This is a genomic window from Grimontia marina, assembly GCF_900060185.1.
GTDB lineage: Bacteria > Pseudomonadota > Gammaproteobacteria > Enterobacterales > Vibrionaceae > Enterovibrio > Enterovibrio marinus.
Map to the genome: position 1 here is coordinate 202406 of NZ_FIZY01000001.1, position 22570 is coordinate 224975.

The following is a 22570-nucleotide window of genomic DNA, read 5'->3' on the forward strand; positions in this document are numbered from 1 at the left end:
AAAACACAGATGCATTTACGACAATAGACGGGACTTTATTTTGCTTTTTTGAAAAGTTTGTTTTTTAATAATAATGCTGCGAACTTTGAGTTTGTTATTAGATACCTTTTCCACATTCTTCGTGGTTCTTGTATAACCCTATAAAACCATTCTAGGCCAATCTTTTGCATCCATAGGGGCGCGCGACTTACCTTACCGGCGACTACGTCAAACGTTCCTCCCACTCCCATTACAAAATCAACGCCGAGCTCTTCCTTCCATTTGTTAATGAAATTTTCTTTTTTGGGAGAGGTAATGGCTACAAAAAGCAACTTTGCACCAGAGTTTCTGATTTTTTCTACTACTACCTCTTCGTTATCCCAAAAGTACCCATCATTAAAACCAGCTATAGTTAAATTAGGATAAAGTTCGAGTACTTTGTCGTGAGTTTTGGTAACAACATCCGTTGTGCCACCGAGCAAAAAGACCGGAAAATTGCGTTTAGCACTCATTTTTAGAAGCTCATGAAACAAGTCCACTCCAGCGACACGGTCTGGTACATTGTGCCCAAGAAACCTGGCTCCAAAAACGACACCCATGCCGTCAATATTAATGACATCACATGATTTTACTGATTCAGCTAATAGCTTATCATTCCTCATGTTAACTATTTTTGCGACGTTCACGACGACATGTTGCAAAAATTCTCCCTTTGCTACTTTTTCCTCAATGAAAGACACCGTTTCTTCCATTGTGGACACATGCATTGGAGAACCTAGAAGTTCAATACGTTCCATGATGTTTAACCTAGATTCTTTTGGTGATTTTTAGATTTCTAAAATAGATATGATTATCTGTGGAAATATCTGGATGCCGATATGGTCCAATCTTTAGATAATGCTGATAGTCGTTGTGCATATTGGGACCATTAAAAGTAAAAGTTGAGTTATTTACTTTCAAGTTAAGAAACCCACTATTACTATTAGACCACCGGAAGTGGTATGTAATCTGGTTCCATGTTCCGAGATTGATTGGTATAGATATAACTTGGCCACCATAAACAATTGTGAAATTGGTTTCACCTTTGTCAACTTTTTCATATAACGCGACAAGTGGGCTTCGACCCGGAAAGTTTGACCATGTTTCTCCTTTGTTGGGATTAGGTTGGTCATGCCATTGGGTTATTAATGACCAACGACCTTGTATATCACTTTCATAATCACTTGGAATAAATAACTCGTATCTATAAATGACTTCATCTTCAAGTTTGAACGGAAAGTCGATTGCTAACTCGGAGCGGCGACCATTGTTTATTTTCTCTTGAGAACCAGAAATGGAAAACTTCAGTTTTTCAGTCTCCGAGAAAATTGTTTTCCCATAATAAGACTCGACTTCAAAGTATTCAATGAGTTCAACTGCACTAAGAGATTTCGCTATGCTGTCCAATTGCTCTGATTTTTGATTAGATAAAGACTTAGTAGATAAAGATAGAAGAATAAGTGAGGAAATTATTTTAGGAGCACTATGACATCTTTTCATAAATGCTTTGCCATTTTGGCAGGATAACCTCCGAAGTAAAGTTCTCGACATATTTCCGATGTCCATTATCTACGATTGCTTTGAGTTCAGGTGGGGAGGAAAGCACATGATTTAATTTATCTGCTATTTGATCAATAGAGCCTGGCTCAACCAAATACCCTGTTTCGCCGTCTAATATAACTTCTGATATAGCACCTACTGGGGTGCTGATGACAGGTATTTTGCAACCCAATGATTCGATTAACGTCATTGGTAACCCTTCGTTGTATGATGGCAGAATCATTACACTGCACTTACTTAAAAGATCTTTTTTAGTGCTTCCATCTACCCAGCCATGGAAAGTTACACTTTCTGTTAAGTTTAGCTTTCCGACTAGCTGCCTAACTTTCTCATCCTCTCCGGCGCCACATAGATGTAAATGGAAATCCCGATTGAGTAATGCGCAGGCATTCAACAGGTCATAAATACCCTTCCTGGGAATAAATGCTGCTAAGAATAGAATATGTCCTTCTAGCCGACTAGTGGATACATTATTTATGTTCACATAGTTATTAATTGAAGTGACATTGCGACCTGAAATCCCTTCTATATAAAGTTTCCAACTGTCTGAGAGTACGACGAACTCATCAACATTTCTGATTAGCCATAGTATGGAATTTTTCGTTAAGTTGGTTCTAGAAGAGTAGTACTGTTTAAACTCAGAACCATGCAGATGAACTAGTGTACGAACATTGAATAACTTTGCAATTAAAACAAAGGTGAGTTTTCGCCAAAAACTCCCCTTATAAGACATATGGCAATGTAAAATCTTAACTCTTAATTTTAAAAATACTTTAAAAAGAGAAAGGAGTGCATTCAAAAAAAGCCATAGGTCATGAAATTTCGACTTTCCAAGATGGCTAACGATTCGAATATGCGAGTATGAATCGAAAAGACCATCTTTTTCATACCCTTTTATTACAGAATCAATTCCACCATTTGCTCCCGTGCCAATAGTAATTATATGCTCTTTCAATTGTCCTCCTTCCACACATTAACCAAGGCGCTTGAAGATCCATTATATGAAACGATACGTGCAGGATTTCCTACAACAACTGCATTGTCTGGTACATCTTTAGTCACAGTTGCATTGGCTCCAATTATAGCGTTATTGCCTATAACTACATCCCCAAGGATGCATGCACCGGGTCCGATATATACATTGTTTAGTACTACGGGGAACTTATTATTTTTTCTGCCCAATGTTACCGAATGTAAAATTGTAACGTTGCTTCCTATTTTAACCTCTTTATCCCAAGCAGTCGCAAAAACATGATACATGGAGAATCCAGGGCCAATATCTGTTCGATAGTTTGCATCGGATGTATAAGCTCTTTTATAATAGATGAACATTAATTTGGTGATGTATTTTAGTACAGGTGTGGTATCAAAGTATTTTGCCGCCCTCATCCAAAAAACAAATTTGAACCCTTTTCTGAATAAGATATCTTTTAGGAACAGTAAAAAGCTTACCTTTCCATTTTGTCGATAAAGATCTGATTTTATCAAGTATATGAAACTATATTTTTTCATCTAGTGTGCTTTTAATTGCAGTGAAGTATTGAGATGCAATGTTCTCTTCAGAAAATTCAGTGGATCTGGATATCAAATCAGACCGATTAATTAAAGGTCTTTCTGCTTCTTCCAAGATAGCCTTTGCCAATGAATAACTATCTGAGACGGGGGCTAATCGTCCATATCGACCATCTTCAAGGATTTCAGATGGGCCGTAATTACAGTTGGTCGCTACGACAGGTAATCCGAAAGCCATTGCTTCAACAATAACATTTCCAAACCCTTCCCAAGCAGAACTGAGAACGAATATGTCTGCCGATTTATAGTATTCAGCTACGTTATCGGTGTAACCTACAAAGTGCACACAACTCTCTATCCCTAAACTGGTTATTAAAGCTTTTAGTTTACTATATTCCTTTTCGCAGAATATACCCCCAACAATTGTCAAGCTTACTTCACGGTACTTTAGTATTTTAGGAATAGCATTAATTAGTGTTGAATAGTCCTTTTGCTCAGTTATTCTACCAACTGCAAGTAATTGTAGTATAGGGCGACGCTCTTTATTCCTCTCTACTATTTTTTCATAAGGTCTATATCGAACGGGATTGTAGATTGTTTCTACAGGTGTATTTGAACCTAATAAGGAAACAACTTGATTTTTTAGGCCGTTTGACACACAAATAACTTTTGAAGCTAATTGGTAGATATAAGAAACATAAAATCGCAAAATATACCTTTTTAATATTGACTTTTTTCCCCAATGTTCCTTTAACGATGCGTGTTCACTGACAATAACCTTACAGTGTGACTTGGACAATACCTTTGATATTAAACACGCTGCATTGGTATCTGTGTAGGCGGAAACCATGATTTCAGGCTTTTCAGAATCAAGAAGATGTTTCAATGGAAAGATCGAGGACATTGTCCGGTTGGCCTCTAAACTGATGACGCGAAAACCAAGTTCTTCAGCTGTTTTTACATTTTCTCCATTTTTACTGTCGACGATAAAGGAGATTTCCGCTTCTACAATTTTTTTAAGTTCCTTTGCTATAGATAAGAAAACTTGCTCCGCACCACCAAATCCCAACTTAGAAATCCTAAAAAATATTTTCACTTGCTCAAAATCCTCTTTAGAAAACGATGTGAATTGGGAAACCCTAAAATTAATTTTTTTCTTGAATTCAAATTTCTATCAAAAGCATACTTTAGGAACAATTTGAGAAATTCAATTCTCATTATAAGTGGTAATTTTGTCCCGTTGTAGCACTTGTATAGTAAATAAGATAGATTTATTTTCATGTAGTCTATATGTGTAGCGTCTACTTTTGGTAATGAATGGTAAAACGTCAGTAGGTTTGAGTGATAATCTGGCCTTATGTTGCGTGTCGCGCCGGACTCGTTGATTCTATATCCATAGAGAGCACAATCAATATGATATACATACTCAACATTCTCATATATTTTTGTAAGTACCATCATATCTTCGCAGAAACGAACACCGACGGGAAATGAATAATTGTTGAATAAAGTCTTCCGGAATACACGTATACATGGATACCAGATGGATTTTTCGTATACTACGTTTTTGATTGATTTAAATTCGATCAATCCAAAATTGTCATGAACAAATTGATCATCACATGAGTTAATATTTTCTGAGTCTATGAATGTTTTAAAGCCAAACTCAATCACGTCCATATCATAGGACTCAATTACATTAATTATGGAGTTTGTGTAATTGTCTAGAAGAATGTCATCAGCATCTAAAAATGTCACATACTTTCCTCTTGCCATGCCTATTGCTTTATTTCTTGCTGAGCTTACGCCAGCATTTGATTGATGACATAATACCAGAGCGCCTTTAGTTATTTGTTCCTTGAAGTTTTCGCTAACTAACTTATATGTATCGTCAGTTGAACCATCATCTATAACAATCAGTTCTATCTGGTCATGATACTGAGTAAAAAAAGATTCAAGTGCTTCCACTATAAAAACTTCACCATTATATACAGGCATAACTATCGATAGATACACTACTTTGCCTCCAGAGTTTTTATGATGTTTTTCATTGCTTTAGGTGGGTTAAAAATCGTAGTGGCATAAGATGATATGGCCTTTTTGAATATGTCGCGCGTTTCCTTGAAAAGTGAGTAGAATATTAGGTCGGCAAGAGCATATGAACACAGGGAAACAACGGCTGATCCGAGTATTCCGTATTTTTCGATAAATATAAAGTTCATCGATAAACTAAATATTGCTATTGTTAATGACTTTATGAACTCATACTTGGCAAGGTTTTGAAGTACAAGAAGTCTAGAAAACAAAGCCGCCGGAAAAATAAATACTAAATTCCAGCATATAACTTTTAGAATGTCCTCTGCGCCGGTGAATTTCTCTCCATAAAGTGCGATTATGATTTGTTCTGACAGCATGTATATAGACAAAGCCATCCCAAAACCTAGTATGAAAAGAATTTTTATTAGGCCATTTAAAAATGACTCATAGTCGTTGCTTTTTTCGAAATATTTATCAGATAGTGCTAAATAAAAAGTCATGGTAACGATATGACCAACAAACACTAGCTGAGAAATAAGTCTAGTTGCAGAGCTGTATATCCCCGTATTTTTCTCATCTAGAATTGATGAAATCAGCAATATGTCACCTTGCATAAATACCGGAAACAACATCGAAGAGCCTATGAGTGGCAGAGCTTCTTTGATTAGTGATTTTGACCTTTTTTGGTCAAATTTAAGACTTTTAATATCAATGTTTCTACAACTTAAAAACTGTATTAAAAGTACCAAAAATTGAACGAGTGCTTGTATTGGGATAAAGATTATTACTAGGTGATAATCTAAATTTAGAACTAAAGCTGCTGTTAGATAGCTCAGTGATATAATTCTTGATATTATGGCGGATATTGCAATTTTCTTTGGCACGTTTATTGCTTGGAAAAACAACTTTAATACAGTTCCCCTGGCGAAGTAAGTTGCTAGCAATACCGATATGGTTATATAAATTATGCTTATTTCTATAGGATCGTTGCTAATTACAAATATTGCAAGAATCACAAGAATCACATGAGCAATCCAGCCGATGGTTTGCATTATCATTGATGTGAAAATTAAATCATAGTCATCATTTTTTCTAGCTAGTTCTCTAACGATTATATGATCTAAGCCAAGAACAACTAAGAACATTGTTGTGGCTGATAATGCTTGTATAAAGCTTAATTTTCCTAAGTTTTCAGGGCCAAATACTCGAGCTACAACGATTACACTTATTAAACCAAACGCAACCATTGTTGTGTTTTCTACGGCATACCATGCGGCCTTTTTTATGTTGGACATTTTTGACATTAGTAACTCTCTCTTTCTTTAATTGCTAAAAAAGATGTCAAAATCGTCAGTACCCAAAGTATGTTAGTTGAAAGTAAAAATGAAGTTTCGGTTATGTTGTGCAATGCGATAAAAAATAAAAAGCTAAATAATACTGGGAAGTAAATTGATTTTTTCACAATGATTATATTGATCATCGTATTTATGATGAAGAAAAAAAATAGGCATAAACCAACTATTCCTAATGAAACCGTTATGTCTATGTATCCACTGTCCGAAGCAGCTAGTGCTTCAATCCATAGTGGATTAGTTCTATATAAGTCAGTAAAGTATATTTCGGAATAATCATTCTTTCCCCAAACAGAGTGAAATCCAAATCCATTAATTATATTTTCCTCTGAATGAATTAGCATTGTTAGCCACAACTTTCCCCTTCCTGTTAATAATTCTTCACTTAAGTTATAGTAAAGATAGTCTAAAATCTCGTATCTATAAGTTATGAGAAATGACGCAGATATCATCGTAGATATTATAGTGAATAATTTTAGTGAAGGAACGGATGCATGATTGATGTCTATTGTTGTGTTTTTTATTACTAGAGCTACTGCGATAGACAAAGCTACTAGCAACATTGATGTCTTTGAAATGGATAGGATGAGGAGAGTTGCAGAAAGAACTATAAAAACTAGGGTCGTGGCTGATTTTTTTTCCACATAGTCAAAAACAAAAACTATTACACTCAACGCCATTATTAAACCTAGTTGATTTTTATGCGGATATATCCCATGTAAACCTGCGGCTGTATATGATGCGTTGTTTAATAATGGAATTGATATGATGTTAACTAATACAATAGTACACAGACTTATTTTTAATATTGCTATGACTTCTTTTGTTGTGTAACTACAAGAGAGCATCGCAATTGTTAATATTAGCATTAGTTGAATCATCGCTTCTTCTAGACTTTTATACATCCAGGAAGACCAACTGATGCTAACGAAGCAGTATACAATAACAACTAATATAGGAGCGTTTTTTGCGAGCCTAGAGACGATTAATGGAATTCTTTTAATATTATATATGCATAGTATTAAGAATAAAGCGAATAGTGTTTTTCTATCAAAAAGATTATGTCCTAGGAGTAGCAATGTAAATGACACAAAAAGACTGATATTCATAAACTGTCTTTTATTTACATAAATGTTAGGCATTCTTTTTAACCAAAGTTAGGTGAGGGATAAGAGGTTGATTATAGGAAAACCCTGTGAAAAATATTTTTTCGATATAACCTCCATGCGTTCAATGAAAGGTTATAGAGGTGTATGTATGGAACTACTATCTGTTACTTGGTCTTCACCGAACTATGTATATTCTGTACGTGTGACATACACCTCTGCTCTATCTAGAAGATGCCTCTGGTATCAATCACAACTTTAGTGGCAAATTGCATTTTGTCAGACTCTTTAAACTGCTTATGATCTACTAAAACAACAATAATATTGGCGCGCTCGATTGCCCCTTCTAGCGTCATCTGTTCGACCCCAGCATGCACAAGTCGCTCTGGTATTGACTCTACATTTGGTTCAACGGCAAAAATTTGCCCAATGTTTTTGCTCGCCAATTCTTCAACAATTTGCAAAGCAGGACTTTCCCTTAGATCATCGATATCCGCTTTGAATGCTAGGCCCAAACATGCAATGACCGGGCGTTTAAATTCATCTGCTGCTTTGGCCACTTGCTCGATAACGTAATGAGGCTTTGAATCGTTGGTTAAGCGAGCTTGTCGGATGATTTTTGCTTCTTCAGGGCAACTGTCGACAATGAACCATGGATCGACTGCAATGCAGTGACCTCCAACACCTGGCCCTGGGTTAAGTATATTGACGCGAGGGTGACGGTTGGCTAATCGAATCAGTTCCCAAACATTGATTTTCAATTTGTCACTGATCATTGAAAGCTCATTGGCAAACGCAATATTCACATCTCGGAAAGAGTTTTCAGTAAGCTTTGCCATTTCTGCTGTTCGTGCGTTGGTGACAATACATTCTCCACGCACGAACGTTTTGTATAATTCTACCGCTTTTTCGCTACACGCTTTGGACAAGCCACCGATTACTCTGTCGTTCGCAACCAGCTCCTGAAGTACGTAACCTGGTAATACGCGCTCCGGGCAGTGCGCAACCTTGATGTCTGCTGCATCACCTGAGTCTTGAGGGAAGGTGAGATCAGGTCTTGCAGCTTTTAGCCATGCAGCTAATTTTTCTGTCGCGCCAACTGGTGACGTTGATTCGAGGATCACCAAATTTCCCCTCTCTAAAACAGGCGCAATGGCGTTAGCGGCCGCTTCAATATAAGAAAGGTCAGGCGAGTGACCCTCTTTAAAGGGGGTAGGGACAGCAATCATAAAAGCTTCAGCTGGTTCAGGCTGCGTGGTTGCGCGAAGGTTTCCTGTGCTGACGACACCGCGGACAACAATATCTAAGTCTGGCTCAACAATATGGATATTACCCTGGTTGATGGTATCAACGGCCTTTGGATTTACATCGACCCCTACAACTTCTACGCCTCGGGATGCTACTACCGCGGCAGTCGGTAAACCAATGTAGCCCAAGCCAATGACGGAAACCTTTTTAAAGGACATAACAGCTCCTCAAGGCATACTTTTAACATGTATGCGCTTTAAAAATTAAGAATGAATAAAATGGGATTAGATTTGTGTTTTCATTTATTACGAAGAACAGACAGTTTATTCAGCAACGAAGGAAATAGACGCTAGGAGAATGTTTTCATTATTTTCTCGATAATTCTCTGACAAGAGTTACCGTCGCCATAGGGGTTATGTGCACGGCTCATTCTTTCATATTCGTCTTCGTTATTAAGTAGGTTCTCAACCGCTGTGATAATTCTGTTCGTATCTGTGCCCACGAGTTTTACTGTGCCAGCTTCTACTGCCTCAGGGCGTTCTGTTGTATCTCTCATCACCAATACTGGTTTACCTAAAGATGGTGCTTCTTCTTGGATACCGCCCGAATCGGTGAGAATAATGTGGGCTCTATTCATCAGATATACAAAAGGCAGGTACTCTTGTGGTTCAATCAGGTGAATGTTACTCACACCTTTAAGTATGCGATTGACCGGCTCTCTCACATTAGGGTTCAGGTGAACAGGATAGATAATTTGGCTATCTGGGTGGCGAATCGCGATCTCAGCGAGCGCTTCACAAATTCGTTCAAATCCCCCGCCAAAACTTTCCCGGCGATGCCCAGTAACAAGGATAAGCTTTTTGTTGTTATCTATTTGCGGAAAGACAGCCGTTAAGGTGTCATTGAGGTCCTGGTCATTCTCTAGCTTTTCTTTAACAAGAAAAAGCGCATCAATGACAGTATTTCCTGTAATAGAAATACTCTCGGCGCTGACTCCCTCAGAGAGTAGGTTGCATTCTGACGTTTTCGTTGGTGCGAAGTGAAGCGTTGATATTGCCCCGGTCAGTTTACGATTCCCTTCCTCTGGCCAAGGTGAGTAGATGTTCCCTGTACGAAGTCCCGCTTCGACATGTCCTACTGCAATTTGTTGGAAGTAGGCAGCTAGGCTGGCAGAAAGTGTCGTTGCGGTATCACCATGAACAAGAACAATGTCGGGTTTGAAATCTTCAAGTACGGGTTTTAGGCCGGAAAGAATATTGCTTGTCACCTCATAAAGCGATTGTCCTGGTTTCATCACGTTTAAGTCAAAGTCGGGTTCAATTTCAAAGAGATCTAAGACTTGATCAAGCATTTCGCGATGTTGAGCGGTGACACATACCTTAGCCTCAATACCCTCAGCGTGACTTAACTTGTGAACCAACGGCGCCATTTTTATTGCTTCTGGGCGGGTGCCAAAGACAGTCAGTACTTTAATTGCAGTTGTCATATGCTTTCCTTAGCTTTCCATGTTTCCGTAGGCATAGCGTGAATACTCAGAGTAGGTATGTGTGCCTTTCTTTGGCTGAGGAACCTGATTAATCACTACGCCATCAATAGATATTTGATGTTTAGTAAATAAGGACATGGTGTGCTTATAAACAGACTTGCTTGTGCTATTGGCTTTCAGAATGAGCACAATTCCCTTGGTCAACTTCCCGACGATAAATGCATCTTTCACTGGCAAAATAGGCGGCGTGTCAAAGATGATGCGGTCGTATCGTTCGGCCAGCTCTTCAATGAGCTTATGGAAAGAGGTGCCACTCAGAAGTTCTTGCGGATTGGCAACAATCAACCCAGCGGGCAGTACGTCAAGATTTGTTCCATCAATGGACGCCACACAGTCATCGGGTGAAGCATTCATCACCAAAATGTTGGTCAGTCCCGGATGACTATTTGGGAGTCCAAAGCGCATCCCCACAGAAGGTTTTCGCAAATCACAATCAATCAGCAGAACCTTTTCGATACTTGCAAAAGACTGGGCGAGATTGACTGCTGTTGTCGTTTTACCTTCACCAGGTACGGAAGAAGACAGTGCCAGAAATTTTCTTTCAGTTTTCGGCATACTCAGGTAGAGCGAGGTTCGAATGGAGTCAATGGACTCTTGAAACGCGGCAAACTTACTGTTGCTGAAAACGGAAGCATCGATGTGATTGCGTTTATACTCCTTGGCTTTAACCAAAGGAAGTGTGCCTGTAGGCAACAAGCCGAGTTTGTTTTCAAAATCTCTGGCAGAAGAGATGGTGTTGTTGAATGCATCTAAGCAAATCACCAGAACACAAGCAAAACCCATGCTTGCAACTAAAGCAATGACCACGATGAGTTTGCGATTCGGCTTAAAAGGATTTTGCGGAACCAGTGCGTGGTCGCTGAAGCGAGCATTGGCTGCGCTGAAATCGCTGGTTGCAGAGGTCTCTTTTTGGCGAGTTAAGAACAAGTCATATAGTTTGGCGTTGCTCTCTACCTCTCTCTTGAGTGCATCGTATTCACTTTTAACAACACTTAAAGATTGAAACTCTTCTTTCTTGCTTAGCAGCTCTTGTTTAAGCAGAGCTTCTTGCTCCTTCGCACTGGCGAGTTCTTTTTCGACCCCATTGATCAGCTTATAAATTAGGCTTTCCGCACGACGTTGAACCGACTTCAACCTCGCGTTGGCCTGAATCATTCTGTCGTGTTTAGGGCCATAGCGCTTGGATAGCTGACTGACTTCTTTCTCAGCTTCCGACTCTGCAAGGCGGATGTCACGCACTTGCGGGTGGTTCGAAATCAGGGCGTTAGCACTGAGGGTTGCAATATCGGCGTTAGGACTACTTTTCAGCGCGTTATACAGCGCCTGGGTTTTCGTTCTTCGGTCTGTCGCTTCTGCGATTCTGTCTGTCAGATTTTGTAGTTCATTACTGGTTAGAGCCGCAATACCGCTATCGTCGATAAGCTCTTGACGTTGTAGAAACTCGACCAAAGCTCGCTCTGATGAATTGAGGCTTTGTTTCAATTCGGTGAGGCGCTCGTTTAGCCACCCATTTGCTTTATCCGTGGCGAGAAGCTTGGACTCCAGATTGTTTTCGATAAAGGCATAGCCCACAGCATTCGCGATCTCAGCAGCAAGTTTTGGGTCCTGTGAATCAAACGAAATATGAACCAGCTGCGTTTTTCTAATTGGTGATATTGTAAGTCTGGATTTAAATGTTTTTAGTATTTTTAAGTTTGTCGCCTCTTTTTCTAATTCTGGGTCAATGGCCATTTCTTTTTTTGATGAAAAGAAAGAATCAATAACTGGATGAGAGCGCAACCAGTCTTTGAATTGTTCTTTGAAGCCAGGCTCACTGTTTGCAGTGATTGATGGGTTGAACTCCTCAATCTGGCTAAGTTGTAACTTGTCGATAACGCGCTGTGCGACTTGATTGGACTTCAGTATCTCGAATTGCGTGAGATAGTATTCGTTTGCACGGCTATCTATGCCAACGACTTCTTCTATAGAAATAGCTTTAGCCTGTTGCGACTCAATAAGAAGGGTTGCTGTAGCACGATAGGTAGGTGTGATTGATAACGCCACAAGAGCTGCAATCGCTGTACAGAGTAACGTAAAGAAGGAGATAGAAAGCCAGCGTTTCTTGATTAAATGAATATAATATCCAATATCAATCAGTTGCTCTTGGTGTACTGAAGTTTCATTTGGGTGAGCTGACATTATTTAATCCATCTTAAATGCAGTTTATTCTCACTGTCGTGAGATATTTATATCGACCAAGGCTCGACAGAGAAGGGGTTTGAAAATTTAATATTTCAGGAGTATGAGCCAAATTTTTAATACCCTCTTAGGGGTAATTTATTCGTCTGAGGCGCTGGGTCTAGAAGAAGCTCTGTTCAATAACAATGATGTCCCCAGGTGCGACCATGTGAGAAAGGCTTACCCGGTTTTTAGGTACATTTTTATCTTCGCGAGTAATGTAGATACTTTTTCTTGCGGCACGTTCTGTGAAGCCCCCGGCAAGTGCAATAGCCTTGTCGACGGTAAGGCCTGGTTGATATTCATAGCCGCCAGGCTTTTTGATTTCACCGTTGACGAAAATACTCCTGAAACCAACTATACCCACACGAACTTTGGGTGAAACAAGGTAATCGCCTTTTAGACCTCTGATAATTTCAGCCTTTAGCTGCTCGGTCGTTTTGCCAATTGCCATTAATTGACCGAGATAGGGGTAATCGAATTCGCCACTGCTATCGATATATAACTCTTCAATGGTTAGCTCTTCCTCACCATATACGATGATTTGAATTTTATCGCCTGCGCCAATGGTGTAGTCATTACCACTAGCGAGAGCACTTAATGGAAAAACGAGGATAAAGGTGAACGTAACGAGTAAGCGATAGATGTGTGTCATTTGAACGGTAATCCTTTGTAAAATCAGAACACCAGATTAGTGCCGAGGTACCATACATTTTGGCTGTAGCGGTTGGTGTCAATTGACGAGTCATTGTCTTCATATCGCCAGCCGGCAGTAATTTCAGTATCTTCCCTGAACGCGTATCCGAGGTAGAAAGAGGATCTCAGTAGGTCGTCTTCTCGGGCACTTTGTGAATAGTCATCGTTGATGATGTCGAATGCGATGTTGCTATATACACGCGATAACCAGAAGTGTTTCCAACTAGCGGCAAAACTGGTTTGATTGATGAAGTTGTTGCCTTGATCCGGGTCGATGGCACTCTGTGCAGCAGACAAAGCAATCATTGAATAGGTAAGGGGTTCCCAAACAACATCTAAATCCCAACTGAAACCATTGAAGTCTTCTCTGGCATCATCTTCGTAGTTCTTGTCTTGCAAGCCCAATCTCAGCTTGCCGGTGGTCTTGCCCGTAATGTCCCACTGGGTACCTACAAGAAAGTAAGCATCAAGATTATTCTGTGAACTACCACTGATAGGGTCACCAAGCTTGTACTGACGATCAGCTAAATCTATTTCGAGTAAAAGCTCTGTCGCTGGAAATATCTGATAGTAAAACGCTAGCCCGCCAGCGATTTCATCGTAGTCTTTATACTTGGTGCTCAAAGCAACAAAACCCGGAGCAGTGAGGTCGCGATAATTGTTATATTTCTTGTTTTCGTACCTTAAATTGGACTCAAGTCGTCCTGTCGCGTCTTCTGCACCGTATACATGGGTAACGTTTGCGTTGTGGAGAGAGTATTTAACAGGTTCAGTGGCAATAGTTGTAAGTTGGTCACCTGCCAAAATTCCTGTACCGCGAGCTTCGTGAGATTTTAAGTACGTATAGTTAAAACCAATCCCACTTCTCTGGCTGATCTGCACAAAATTGTTTGTCGTGAAAGCGTGGTCGAGAAAGTCGTCGACGTCACTGTCAAAATAGTTCCCGGAAGATAGTTGGTATGCAATCTGGTATTGGTTTCCGTTACGGTCAGATTCAAACATTACACCTGGCTTTGCAATCAACGCACTGGAGGATTCAAGGCTTTCAGAAGGTGAATAGCGACCGACGTTGTCGTTGTATTCATAATAAGCTTCAAAGAGAGGGGTGATTTTAATCCCTGACTCTGTGGTGTATCCATTATCTTCATTAGCGACTACCCAACTGCTAGTACTTAACAAAGCCAAAGCAATAAGTGTTTTCTTCGGGCTGTTCATTTTCATTCCTTTAGTAAGCAGTTTTTCCGGTAAAGCCTTTGAACACGGTCTTAAAGATGATTTTTAGATCAAGCCAGGTTGACCATGACTGAATGTATTTGATGTCGAATTCGACGCGCTTCTGCATTTTCTCTAAGGTATCTGTTTCGCCGCGGTAGCCGTTAACCTGCGCTAAGCCAGTGATGCCTGGTTTCACCTTGTGTCGCAGCATGTAACGATCAACGATGGTCCTATATTCTTCATTGTGTGCAACGGCATGTGGTCTGGGTCCAACGATAGACATGCGGCCCTGTAACACATTGAAGAACTGAGGAAGTTCATCTAACGACGTTCTTCGGATAAATGCCCCAAACGGGGTAATCCTTGGGTCGTTTTTCGTGGCTTGTTTCACCACAGAGCCGTTGTCCATTGTGCTCATTGAGCGGAACTTCCAAACCTTGATTCGGCGCCCATCCAGCCCGTAGCGGTATTGTTTAAAAATGATTGGGCCAGGTGACGATAACTTGACGCCGATGGCGACACCGATAAGTACAGGGCTGATCAGTAGAATAATCAATGAAGCAAGTACTATGTCCTGAGCGCGCTTAAACCATCCATTGGTGCCGTAGAAAGGGGTATCATGAATACTGATGGTGGGTATATTTCCAATGGCGCTCAATCGAGATTGGATAAGGTTGTAGACAAAGAAATCCGGTATCAAATAGGTATTTGCAGTGGTATCTGAAAAGTCTTTCAGATACGCAGTGATACGTTCATTTGCCTTCAGTGGCATCGAAATGTAGACATGCTGGGCATCACCACTTTTAACAAGCTCTAACGCTGAAGGAACATTGCCTTTAAATGGGGCTGGAAGATTGTCGATATCTAGACGGCTGGCTTCTCTGTCATCATAAAAACCGCTCACTTTGATGCCAAGTTCAGGGTGTTTTTTCAATTGGTGAGCGAGTCGAATACCATTTTCTGTCACCCCTATGATGATGGCTTCTTTCTTATTATATCCGTAATCGCGCAGTTTCTTTAAAGTCTGTTTGGCTGCATATCGCCAAGTAATCAGTATTACTGGTGTAGCTATCAACCAAACGCCAGTAACAACACGTGAATAATCAGTGCTTGTTTTAGTAAAGAAAGCCAGAAAAACTAGCGCAATGAAAGTAATAAACCATGCCTTACTGATACTTAGCGCCTCTTCCCTAAAAAGATGAACTCGCCAAGAGCGATAGAGTTCATTTTTCTCTGCTACGAGCATGTATACCAAAATCGCATAGCTTCCTAATAGTAAGTCTTTTTGGATGAACTGATTGGTATAGGACGTAGATATTACGTAAAGTGTCAATAAGATGATGAGACAGTCAATTGTTCTATATAGAACGTGTAGTGCGCCGTAGTTACTATGTAATTTAAGAGTGGAATCCATTTTCTCTGACCTTAGATAACTAATCGATGATCCATCGTTGGCTTGTGATTTTCGACGCTACCGCCCTTGAGTGTCGTTCCCAAAGTACGAAATAAAAAAGTCGCTTATTGATTGTTTTGATAATAAAAAGAGTTGTCGCGTCATAAGTTTGACGCAGTAATAGATGGCAGGATATTAACATCAGAAAATTACGGGTTTATATAGATATTGAGTGTTTGATTTGACGATAAATCATTCGTGCGTGATGCCACACAAATGAATGTAACTGATATATAGAAAAATAAAATTAACTCGACGAGAAACTAAATAAAATTAGCTAAATATATAGAGTTAACTATAAACAAGAGTGTTAATAGCGGACTTATTCAATATGCCTAGTGAGGTTTAGATACAAGGGTGGCTGTTGTTGTTATTGAGTAGATGATTATTGTGAAGAGTAATGCATTTGAAACATATAAGTATCGTCTTGGTACGAAATGCAAGAAGTCGGAACTAATTTTGGTCAAGTTGTTCGCGACCATATGTGTTATTTATGTAGGTGATAGGACTGTATCTGGAGCTGCGGTATAGAAAAAGGCTTTCCACTTGGGAAAGCCTTTATTTAACGATAATGGATTAATCTTAAGCCTTGGCGTAAGCCTCGTTGTGAACAGCTGCCACAGCTCGACCAGATGGGTCTGCACTGTTTTTAAAGCTCTCATCCCACTCAATCGCTTTGGCGCTTGAACAGGCGATTGATGGGCCGCCTGGTACACATTCTGCTGCTGATGGCAGTGGGAACAGCTCTTCAAAGATCTCACGGTAAACGTAAGCTTCTTTGGTTTGTGGTGTGTTGTAAGGGAAGCGGAAGCTGGCTGATTCCATTTGCTGAACAGTGACTTTCTCTTCTGCAACAGCACGTAGAGTATCAATCCAGCCGTAGCCAACACCGTCCGAGAACTGCTCTTTTTGACGCCATGCGATTGAATCTGGCAGGTAGTGCTCAAAACACTCACGCAGGATGTGTTTTTCCATCTTGCCGTTGCCACACATCTTGTCTTTCGGGTTCAGGCGCATCGCTACATCGATAAACTCTTTATCGAGGAAAGGAACACGACCTTCTACACCCCATGCCGCCAGTGATTTGTTCGCACGGGCACAGTCAAACATATTCAGAGCTAGCAGTTTACGCACTGTCTCCTCATGGAACTCTTGGGCGTTTGGTGCTTTATGGAAGTATAGGTATCCACCGAAGATTTCATCTGCACCTTCGCCGGACAGTACCATTTTGATGCCCATTGCTTTGATTTTACGACCCATCAGGTACATCGGCGTGGATGCACGGATAGTTGTTACGTCGTAAGTCTCAATGTGATAGATAACATCACGAATAGCATCCAGACCTTCCTGAATGGTGTAAGTCATTTCGTGGTGAACAGTACCAATTTTCTCTGCCACTTCACGAGCTGCTTTCAGATCCGGCGCGCCTTCCAGGCCAATCGCAAAGGAGTGAAGCTGAGGCCACCATGCAGCGCTCTTGTCATCATCTTCAACACGCATTGCGGCGAAACGTTTAGCCACTGCTGAAGTAATAGAAGAGTCTAAACCACCGGAAAGCAGAACACCATATGGAACATCAGTCATCAGCTGTCGCTTAACCGCAGCCTCTAACGCCGCTGTAAGTTCTTCTTTACTTGAGGTGTTGTTTTCAACCGCTGCGAACTCATTCCAATCGCGCACATAGTAACGAACAGGCTCAGCATCTTTAGAGCCGTAGCTGCAACCTGGAGGGAATTCGCTGATGGTTTTACATACTGGAACCAGTGCTTTCATTTCTGACGCAACATAGTAGTTGCCGTGCTCATCATAACCCTGATATAGAGGAATAATACCAATATGGTCACGGCCAATAAGGTACTCATCTTTCTCTTCATCGTAGAGTGCAAAAGCAAAAATGCCGTTTAACTCTTCAAGAAGATCTGCACCTTTGTCCTGATACAGAGCCAGGATTACTTCACAATCGGAATCAGTTTGAAACTCGTATTTTCCCTCATAACGTGCGCGAATTTCTTTGTGGTTGTAGATTTCACCGTTAACAGCCAGTACCACTTTGCCGTCTGGGCTATAGAGAGGCTGGGCGCCAGAATTCAGACCGACGATGGCAAGGCGCTCATGAGCAAGAATAGCACGCTCGGATGAGTAAATACCTGACCAGTCTGGGCCACGGTGACGCAGTTTCTTGGACATTTCCAAAGCACTTTCGCGAAGTGCAGACGCATCTGACTTAATATCCAGAATGCCAAATACAGAACACATAAATCCCTCTCCAAACTTCCTACTGCCGCCTTTTCAAGGCGCATTTTATTTTGCGTTGTGTTCAATTTGCCAACTTAGACAAAAAAAGCAAGCAAGAGCGAGAAAAAAAATATCAAACTTGGTGTGTGATTAGAAAATATTCGATTAAAGTGGTCTTTTGATGAATAAATGTTAGCGCATGATGGAAAAAGCGCCAATCGACGGGGCGAAATGGCGCTTTAAAGTATCTAGCAGGCGAAGAATCTGCTTAACGATTTAACTGTTCTTTCACGTGACGTGCGAAACCTGATCCTGCTTCTCGGTAGATGTTATAGGCTTCATCCACGCCGAGCGCCTTAAGCTGTTCCAGTTCATCAGCGTAACGGGCGATAGCAGCAACTCTGCCTTTAAAATTAAGTTGATTAATCTGTTCCATGGCAATGGTATTAGCGTGGCTGTTTGGCATCGCTAGTAAGATGAGTTCTATTTGCTTTGAAGATGTTACCCGCGACCAGAAATCAGGGTCTGTTGCGTCTCCCAGAATAACCTTGCGCCCTTCATTGCCATGACGCTCGACAGAGTCTTCACGAGCCTCAATGCCTAACACTGCTTCAGAGTAGTCTTCTGATAGCTCGTCATATGCCCCCGTACCTATGCGTCCCATCCCCAAAATCACCACTCGCGCATTCCCAAGGCAGATGAGCTGGTCGTTGTGGTGAAGCTTATTCGGGTTGGGGTCATGAAGTTTACCAGATGCATACGCATAGATTTTGTGACTGAAGGTGTTGAGTGGAGCTGCTAAAACAAAGGAGAGGGAAACAGCAATCGCAATAGCAACCAAGACGCTACCTGGCATGATGCCCATTTGATAAGCGATACCGCCGACGATGAGGCCAAATTCGCTGTAGTTGAATAAGGTCAGTGTCGCGAACAGTGATGTACGAACCCGGAATTTGAAAGCACTGAAAATCAGGTAGTACAGCGCGCCTTTCAAAGGGAGTAGGAGAAGGAGGATTATGGCGATGAAAAAGCCCTGAACAGTTGGCTGCTCTGAAAGGCCAATGTTGAGGAAGAAACAAACAAGAAAGAGCTCTTTCAGATTAAAAAGGGACTTTGCCATTTCAGACGCACGGGCGTGCCCAGCCATCAGCATGCCTAGGATCAGTGCACCCAGATCCGGCTTCATGCCAACCGCATCGAACAAACCTGCCCCGGCAACCAGCGCGAGAAATACAGCATAAAGCACCAATACTTCGCCGTGCCCCGCGCGATCTAATAGCCTGAAAAGGATAGGGCGAGCCAATGGTAATGCGAAGAGTAACAGTGCTTCAATGCCCGGCACTTTACCCGAGGCGATCGTTAAGAAAATCACCGCGAAAATATCCTGCATAATCAGGATGCCGATGGCGAGGGTGCCGTAAGTGGCATTCATCTCGCCTTTTTCTTGTAGTGCTTTGATGGCGAAAACAGTGCTGGAAAAAGAAAGGGCAAAAGCAATCAGAGCAAGATCATTGAGGTTCAGGCTGGCAAATGTCGATATACCGATAGCTTTAAGACCAACCAAACAAAGAGTGAACAGAGCAGTGGTCGCTATATTGTGAAGCGTCGCACCCAGCCAAATTTCTTTGTTTAGGAGAGACTTTACATCCAGTTTGAGGCCGATGGTAAACAGTAACAGGGTGACGCCAAGATCTGCCAGAGTCTGAATCAGTGGCGTACTGGTGTATCCCGAAGCGTGAAGCGCGAACCCTGCTATCAGAAAGCCGACTAACGGAGGCATATGGCAGCGCAACATAAGGAAGCCGCTGATAAATGCGACGGCAATAATCACTAGATCCATAAAGCAGTAAATGTCCTAAAATCGGGGGAGTTGATGCCGTGGAAAACGGAAAGACTGAGTATCAACTCTGGAAAGTTGGTATCAATGATAAAACAAAGGCAACACTGGTCACCAGTATTGCCTTTGTAACATTTTGCAAACTATGCGCTTAATTCCGCGCCGGTTTGAGTGTTAGTCTTCCAACAGTCGCTGGAGCAGTGCGCCGTTTAGCATTGCACGCTTGACCAGAGCAAAAGCGCCAAGTGTTGGCGTCCCTGAGAGACCAGCAGCCACGATAGGCAGGTTTTGATGGAAGGTGCGCAGAGATTGGTTCTCTACACAACGTTGGATTGCTGGGAAGACGACACTTTTAGCTTCCGTAATTTCACCCGAAATAACCACCTGTTGTGGATTGAACAGGTTGATGGTCATGGCAATAGCTTTGCCTAAATGATTGCCCACTTTCACCAGAACCTGACGCGCCAGTTCATCACCTGCGACAGCGGCACGACAGATGTCTGATACGTTTAGATCTTTCTTACCCTGAAGCATACTCTCGTGGCCTTGTGCCAGCAGTTGTTGAGCGTGCTCAATAATGGCCGGGTTTGAAGCAACAGTTTCCAGACAGCCAAAGTTTCCACACTGGCATTTCTTACCCAGTGGATCAATTTGAATATGGCCTATTTCACCGACGTTGCGGTTATATCCCAAAAATACCTGACCATTCACGATAATACCTGCGCCTGCACCATTGTGGACACTTACCAGCAGTGTATCGTAGTAATTTTTACTTACCCCGAAATAATGTTCCGCAAGAGCCTGACCTCGGGTATCGTTTCCAATAAAACACTGAACGCCAAATTCATCACGAATTAAGTCACTTAACGGTAATTTGTCGATCGTAATATGTGGCATGTATTCCACAATACCAGCCTCTGCATCAACAAGACCAGGCAGGGAAACAGCAACGGCGATCAGCTCTTTCAAGACATCTTGATGTGAGGCAAGGAAGGTATGCAGTTTGTAGATCAGACCTTCAATCAGCGTATCCTGATTCGGATAGTGGAATGGCTCTTCGTGTTCTGCAAGCGGGTTACCGGCAAGGTCAAACAGTGTAAGCTCAATGCGGTCGCGTCCAAGGCGGACGGCAAGGGAGTGAAAAGGTGCGCACTCTGTGGTCAAAGAAATAGCTCGTCGACCACCAGTGGATGCCTGTTGCGCGACTTCTTTAATTAAGCCGCGCTCCAGTAACTGGCGGGTAATTTTGGTAACACTGGCTGGCGCAAGACTACTTACATCAGCTATTTGGATTCGAGAAATCGGCCCTTGTTGGTCGATGAGTCGGTAAACGGCGGCACCGTTTAGCTGTTTAACCAGATCTACGTTACCAATTTGTCCGCCTGTCATAAATTTCCTAATTCAATGTATATTCGCCATTAACCACAGTCGCTTTGACATTGAATTCACGGTCGAACACGGTCAGGTTGGCTACATATCCTTGTTTGATAGCGCCCAGCTTGTTATCCATGCCGATTGCACGAGCAGGATACAAGGTTGCCATGCGTACCGCTTCATCCAAAGCGATGCCTACATGTTCGACAGAGTTCTGTACTGCTTCAATCATGGTCAATGCCGAACCACCAAGTGTGCCATTCTCATCAACACACTTGCCATCTCTGTAATATACTTTCTTACCTACAAAAATAAAGTGATCCATGTCCGCTCCTGCAGGCGCTGCTGCATCGGTAACCAGAACAAGTTTTTCACCCTTGAGCTTGTGTGCAATGCGGATGTTTGCATAGTCGACATGAAAACCGTCTGCGATAACACCAGTGTAAACCTCAGGTGTATCGTAGATTGCGCCAACCATACCAGGTTCACGACCTGCAATTGGTGTCATCGCGTTGAACAGATGAGTTGCGAATGTGATACCAGCTTTGAAACCTTTGCGCGCCTCGACATAGCTTGCGTTGGTGTGGCCTGCTGAAACCACGATGCCTGCTTTCGCCAGTTTCTCGATATGTTCAGAAGGTGTCAGCTCAGGTGCCAGCGTGACTTTGGTTACAACGTCTGCGTTAGCCGAGATAAAATCAATCATCGCGTCGTCAGAGCGGCGGATGTAATCCACGCTGTGAATACCTTTTTTGGCAACGTTCAGGTAAGGGCCTTCAAGGTGCAGACCAAGCGCTTGGTTAGCGTATTGCTCCTGGTAATCACGAATCGCACTGACAGATGCTTTCATATCTTCATCAGAAGATGTGATGAGGGTAGGCAGGAAGCTGGTGCAGCCAGACTTGAGATTTGCCAGGTGCATCGTGCGGATGGTTTCCGCTGTCACTTTGTCATTGAACATGACACCGCCACAACCGTTCAGTTGCAGATCGATGAAACCAGGAGTCAGGAATGCGCCGTCCAGTGAACGGATTTCAATGCCCTCTGGCAATTCTTTTTCTGGACAGATGTTCTGGATCAGACCGCTTTTAACGACAACGGCATGCTTATCCAGCACTTCGCTACCGGTGAAAATTCGGCAGTTTGTCAGTGCGTACATGAATA

The 22570-nt window shown here is 41.8% G+C and carries 18 protein-coding genes; all 18 read right to left on the reverse strand.

The window, feature by feature from the left end; genetic code table 11:
* Window positions 1-35: 35 nt before the first annotated feature.
* The 18 genes from GMA8713_RS00940 to nagA all read right to left on the reverse strand — a co-directional run bounded on the left by GMA8713_RS00940 (window position 36) and on the right by nagA (window position 22565).
* Window positions 36-776, reverse strand: a complete 741-nt coding sequence (locus tag GMA8713_RS00940) for a WecB/TagA/CpsF family glycosyltransferase (protein WP_062704839.1) — start codon at window positions 774-776, stop codon at window positions 36-38.
* A gap of 10 nt (window positions 777-786) precedes the next feature.
* Window positions 787-1518: a heparin lyase I family protein gene (locus GMA8713_RS00945; protein ID WP_062704840.1), complete on the reverse strand. Its 732-nt coding sequence runs from the start codon at window positions 1516-1518 to the stop codon at window positions 787-789.
* The gene (locus GMA8713_RS00950) at window positions 1502-2533 is read right to left on the reverse strand and encodes a glycosyltransferase family 4 protein (protein ID WP_062704842.1); all 1032 of its coding nucleotides are present in this window, start codon (window positions 2531-2533) and stop codon (window positions 1502-1504) included. The genes GMA8713_RS00945 and GMA8713_RS00950 overlap by 17 nt, the downstream gene beginning before the upstream one ends.
* Window positions 2530-3090 carry a serine O-acetyltransferase gene (locus tag GMA8713_RS00955; protein WP_062704844.1) on the reverse strand — a complete coding sequence of 187 codons (561 nt, stop codon included), beginning with the start codon at window positions 3088-3090 and terminating at the stop codon, window positions 2530-2532. Before GMA8713_RS00955 ends, GMA8713_RS00950 begins: the two co-directional genes overlap by 4 nt.
* Complete coding sequence (locus GMA8713_RS00960) at window positions 3077-4186, reverse strand: glycosyltransferase (protein ID WP_062704846.1); 1110 nt, start codon at window positions 4184-4186, stop codon at window positions 3077-3079. Before GMA8713_RS00960 ends, GMA8713_RS00955 begins: the two co-directional genes overlap by 14 nt.
* A complete protein-coding gene (locus tag GMA8713_RS00965) occupies window positions 4183-5088 on the reverse strand; it encodes a glycosyltransferase family 2 protein (RefSeq protein WP_269747436.1) in 906 nt (301 codons plus the stop codon). The genes GMA8713_RS00960 and GMA8713_RS00965 overlap by 4 nt, the downstream gene beginning before the upstream one ends.
* Before the next feature lie 17 nt (window positions 5089-5105).
* Complete coding sequence (locus GMA8713_RS00970) at window positions 5106-6431, reverse strand: oligosaccharide flippase family protein (protein ID WP_062704850.1); 1326 nt, start codon at window positions 6429-6431, stop codon at window positions 5106-5108.
* Window positions 6431-7384 (reverse strand): O-antigen ligase family protein, encoded by a 954-nt coding sequence (locus GMA8713_RS00975; RefSeq protein WP_198159436.1) that lies wholly within the window; start codon window positions 7382-7384, stop codon window positions 6431-6433. The genes GMA8713_RS00970 and GMA8713_RS00975 overlap by 1 nt, the downstream gene beginning before the upstream one ends.
* A 428-nt stretch (window positions 7385-7812) precedes the next feature.
* Window positions 7813-9051, reverse strand: coding sequence for a UDP-N-acetyl-D-mannosamine dehydrogenase (gene wecC, locus GMA8713_RS00980; protein WP_062704855.1), 1239 nt, complete (start codon window positions 9049-9051; stop codon window positions 7813-7815).
* Window positions 9052-9182: 131 nt separating this feature from the next.
* A complete protein-coding gene (gene wecB, locus GMA8713_RS00985; protein ID WP_062704860.1) occupies window positions 9183-10319 on the reverse strand; it encodes a non-hydrolyzing UDP-N-acetylglucosamine 2-epimerase in 1137 nt (378 codons plus the stop codon).
* A gap of 9 nt (window positions 10320-10328) precedes the next feature.
* Window positions 10329-12557 (reverse strand): GumC family protein, encoded by a 2229-nt coding sequence (locus GMA8713_RS00990; protein WP_062704862.1) that lies wholly within the window; start codon window positions 12555-12557, stop codon window positions 10329-10331.
* 160 nt (window positions 12558-12717) lie between these two features.
* The gene (locus tag GMA8713_RS00995) at window positions 12718-13251 is read right to left on the reverse strand and encodes a polysaccharide biosynthesis/export family protein (RefSeq protein WP_062704863.1); all 534 of its coding nucleotides are present in this window, start codon (window positions 13249-13251) and stop codon (window positions 12718-12720) included.
* A gap of 23 nt (window positions 13252-13274) precedes the next feature.
* Window positions 13275-14507 (reverse strand): outer membrane beta-barrel protein, encoded by a 1233-nt coding sequence (locus tag GMA8713_RS01000; RefSeq protein ID WP_062704864.1) that lies wholly within the window; start codon window positions 14505-14507, stop codon window positions 13275-13277.
* A 10-nt stretch (window positions 14508-14517) separates the two neighbouring features.
* Window positions 14518-15921 carry an undecaprenyl-phosphate glucose phosphotransferase gene (locus GMA8713_RS01005; protein ID WP_062704866.1) on the reverse strand — a complete coding sequence of 468 codons (1404 nt, stop codon included), beginning with the start codon at window positions 15919-15921 and terminating at the stop codon, window positions 14518-14520.
* Window positions 15922-16542: 621 nt separating this feature from the next.
* Window positions 16543-18216 carry an asparagine synthase B gene (gene asnB, locus GMA8713_RS01010; protein WP_062704867.1) on the reverse strand — a complete coding sequence of 558 codons (1674 nt, stop codon included), beginning with the start codon at window positions 18214-18216 and terminating at the stop codon, window positions 16543-16545.
* Between the two features lie 247 nt (window positions 18217-18463).
* The gene (locus GMA8713_RS01015; RefSeq protein ID WP_062704868.1) at window positions 18464-20035 is read right to left on the reverse strand and encodes a cation:proton antiporter family protein; all 1572 of its coding nucleotides are present in this window, start codon (window positions 20033-20035) and stop codon (window positions 18464-18466) included.
* 171 nt (window positions 20036-20206) lie between these two features.
* Entirely contained in the window at window positions 20207-21421 is a 1215-nt protein-coding gene (nagC, locus tag GMA8713_RS01020) for a DNA-binding transcriptional regulator NagC (protein ID WP_062704870.1), read from the reverse strand.
* Window positions 21422-21428: 7 nt separating this feature from the next.
* Window positions 21429-22565: an N-acetylglucosamine-6-phosphate deacetylase gene (gene nagA / locus GMA8713_RS01025; RefSeq protein WP_062704873.1), complete on the reverse strand. Its 1137-nt coding sequence runs from the start codon at window positions 22563-22565 to the stop codon at window positions 21429-21431.
* Window positions 22566-22570 lie beyond the last annotated feature (5 nt).

What these genes read in the sequence shown, in the direction of transcription:
- asnB (WP_062704867.1), bottom strand. Translation starts at nt 18,216, where the DNA reads ATGTGTTCTGTATTTGGCATTCTGGATATTAAGTCAGATGCGTCTGCA.
- nagC (WP_062704870.1), bottom strand. Translation starts at nt 21,421, where the DNA reads ATGACAGGCGGACAAATTGGTAACGTAGATCTGGTTAAACAGCTAAAC.
- GMA8713_RS00940 (WP_062704839.1), bottom strand. Translation starts at nt 776, where the DNA reads ATGGAACGTATTGAACTTCTAGGTTCTCCAATGCATGTGTCCACAATG.
- wecB (WP_062704860.1), bottom strand. Translation starts at nt 10,319, where the DNA reads ATGACAACTGCAATTAAAGTACTGACTGTCTTTGGCACCCGCCCAGAA.
- GMA8713_RS00955 (WP_062704844.1), bottom strand. Translation starts at nt 3,090, where the DNA reads ATGAAAAAATATAGTTTCATATACTTGATAAAATCAGATCTTTATCGA.
- GMA8713_RS00990 (WP_062704862.1), bottom strand. Translation starts at nt 12,557, where the DNA reads ATGTCAGCTCACCCAAATGAAACTTCAGTACACCAAGAGCAACTGATT.
- GMA8713_RS00945 (WP_062704840.1), bottom strand. Translation starts at nt 1,518, where the DNA reads ATGAAAAGATGTCATAGTGCTCCTAAAATAATTTCCTCACTTATTCTT.
- GMA8713_RS00965 (WP_269747436.1), bottom strand. Translation starts at nt 5,088, where the DNA reads ATGCCTGTATATAATGGTGAAGTTTTTATAGTGGAAGCACTTGAATCT.
- GMA8713_RS01015 (WP_062704868.1), bottom strand. Translation starts at nt 20,035, where the DNA reads ATGGATCTAGTGATTATTGCCGTCGCATTTATCAGCGGCTTCCTTATG.
- GMA8713_RS01000 (WP_062704864.1), bottom strand. Translation starts at nt 14,507, where the DNA reads ATGAACAGCCCGAAGAAAACACTTATTGCTTTGGCTTTGTTAAGTACT.
- nagA (WP_062704873.1), bottom strand. Translation starts at nt 22,565, where the DNA reads ATGTACGCACTGACAAACTGCCGAATTTTCACCGGTAGCGAAGTGCTG.
- GMA8713_RS00970 (WP_062704850.1), bottom strand. Translation starts at nt 6,431, where the DNA reads ATGTCAAAAATGTCCAACATAAAAAAGGCCGCATGGTATGCCGTAGAA.
- wecC (WP_062704855.1), bottom strand. Translation starts at nt 9,051, where the DNA reads ATGTCCTTTAAAAAGGTTTCCGTCATTGGCTTGGGCTACATTGGTTTA.
- GMA8713_RS01005 (WP_062704866.1), bottom strand. Translation starts at nt 15,921, where the DNA reads ATGGATTCCACTCTTAAATTACATAGTAACTACGGCGCACTACACGTT.
- GMA8713_RS00995 (WP_062704863.1), bottom strand. Translation starts at nt 13,251, where the DNA reads ATGACACACATCTATCGCTTACTCGTTACGTTCACCTTTATCCTCGTT.
- GMA8713_RS00975 (WP_198159436.1), bottom strand. Translation starts at nt 7,384, where the DNA reads ATGTATAAAAGTCTAGAAGAAGCGATGATTCAACTAATGCTAATATTA.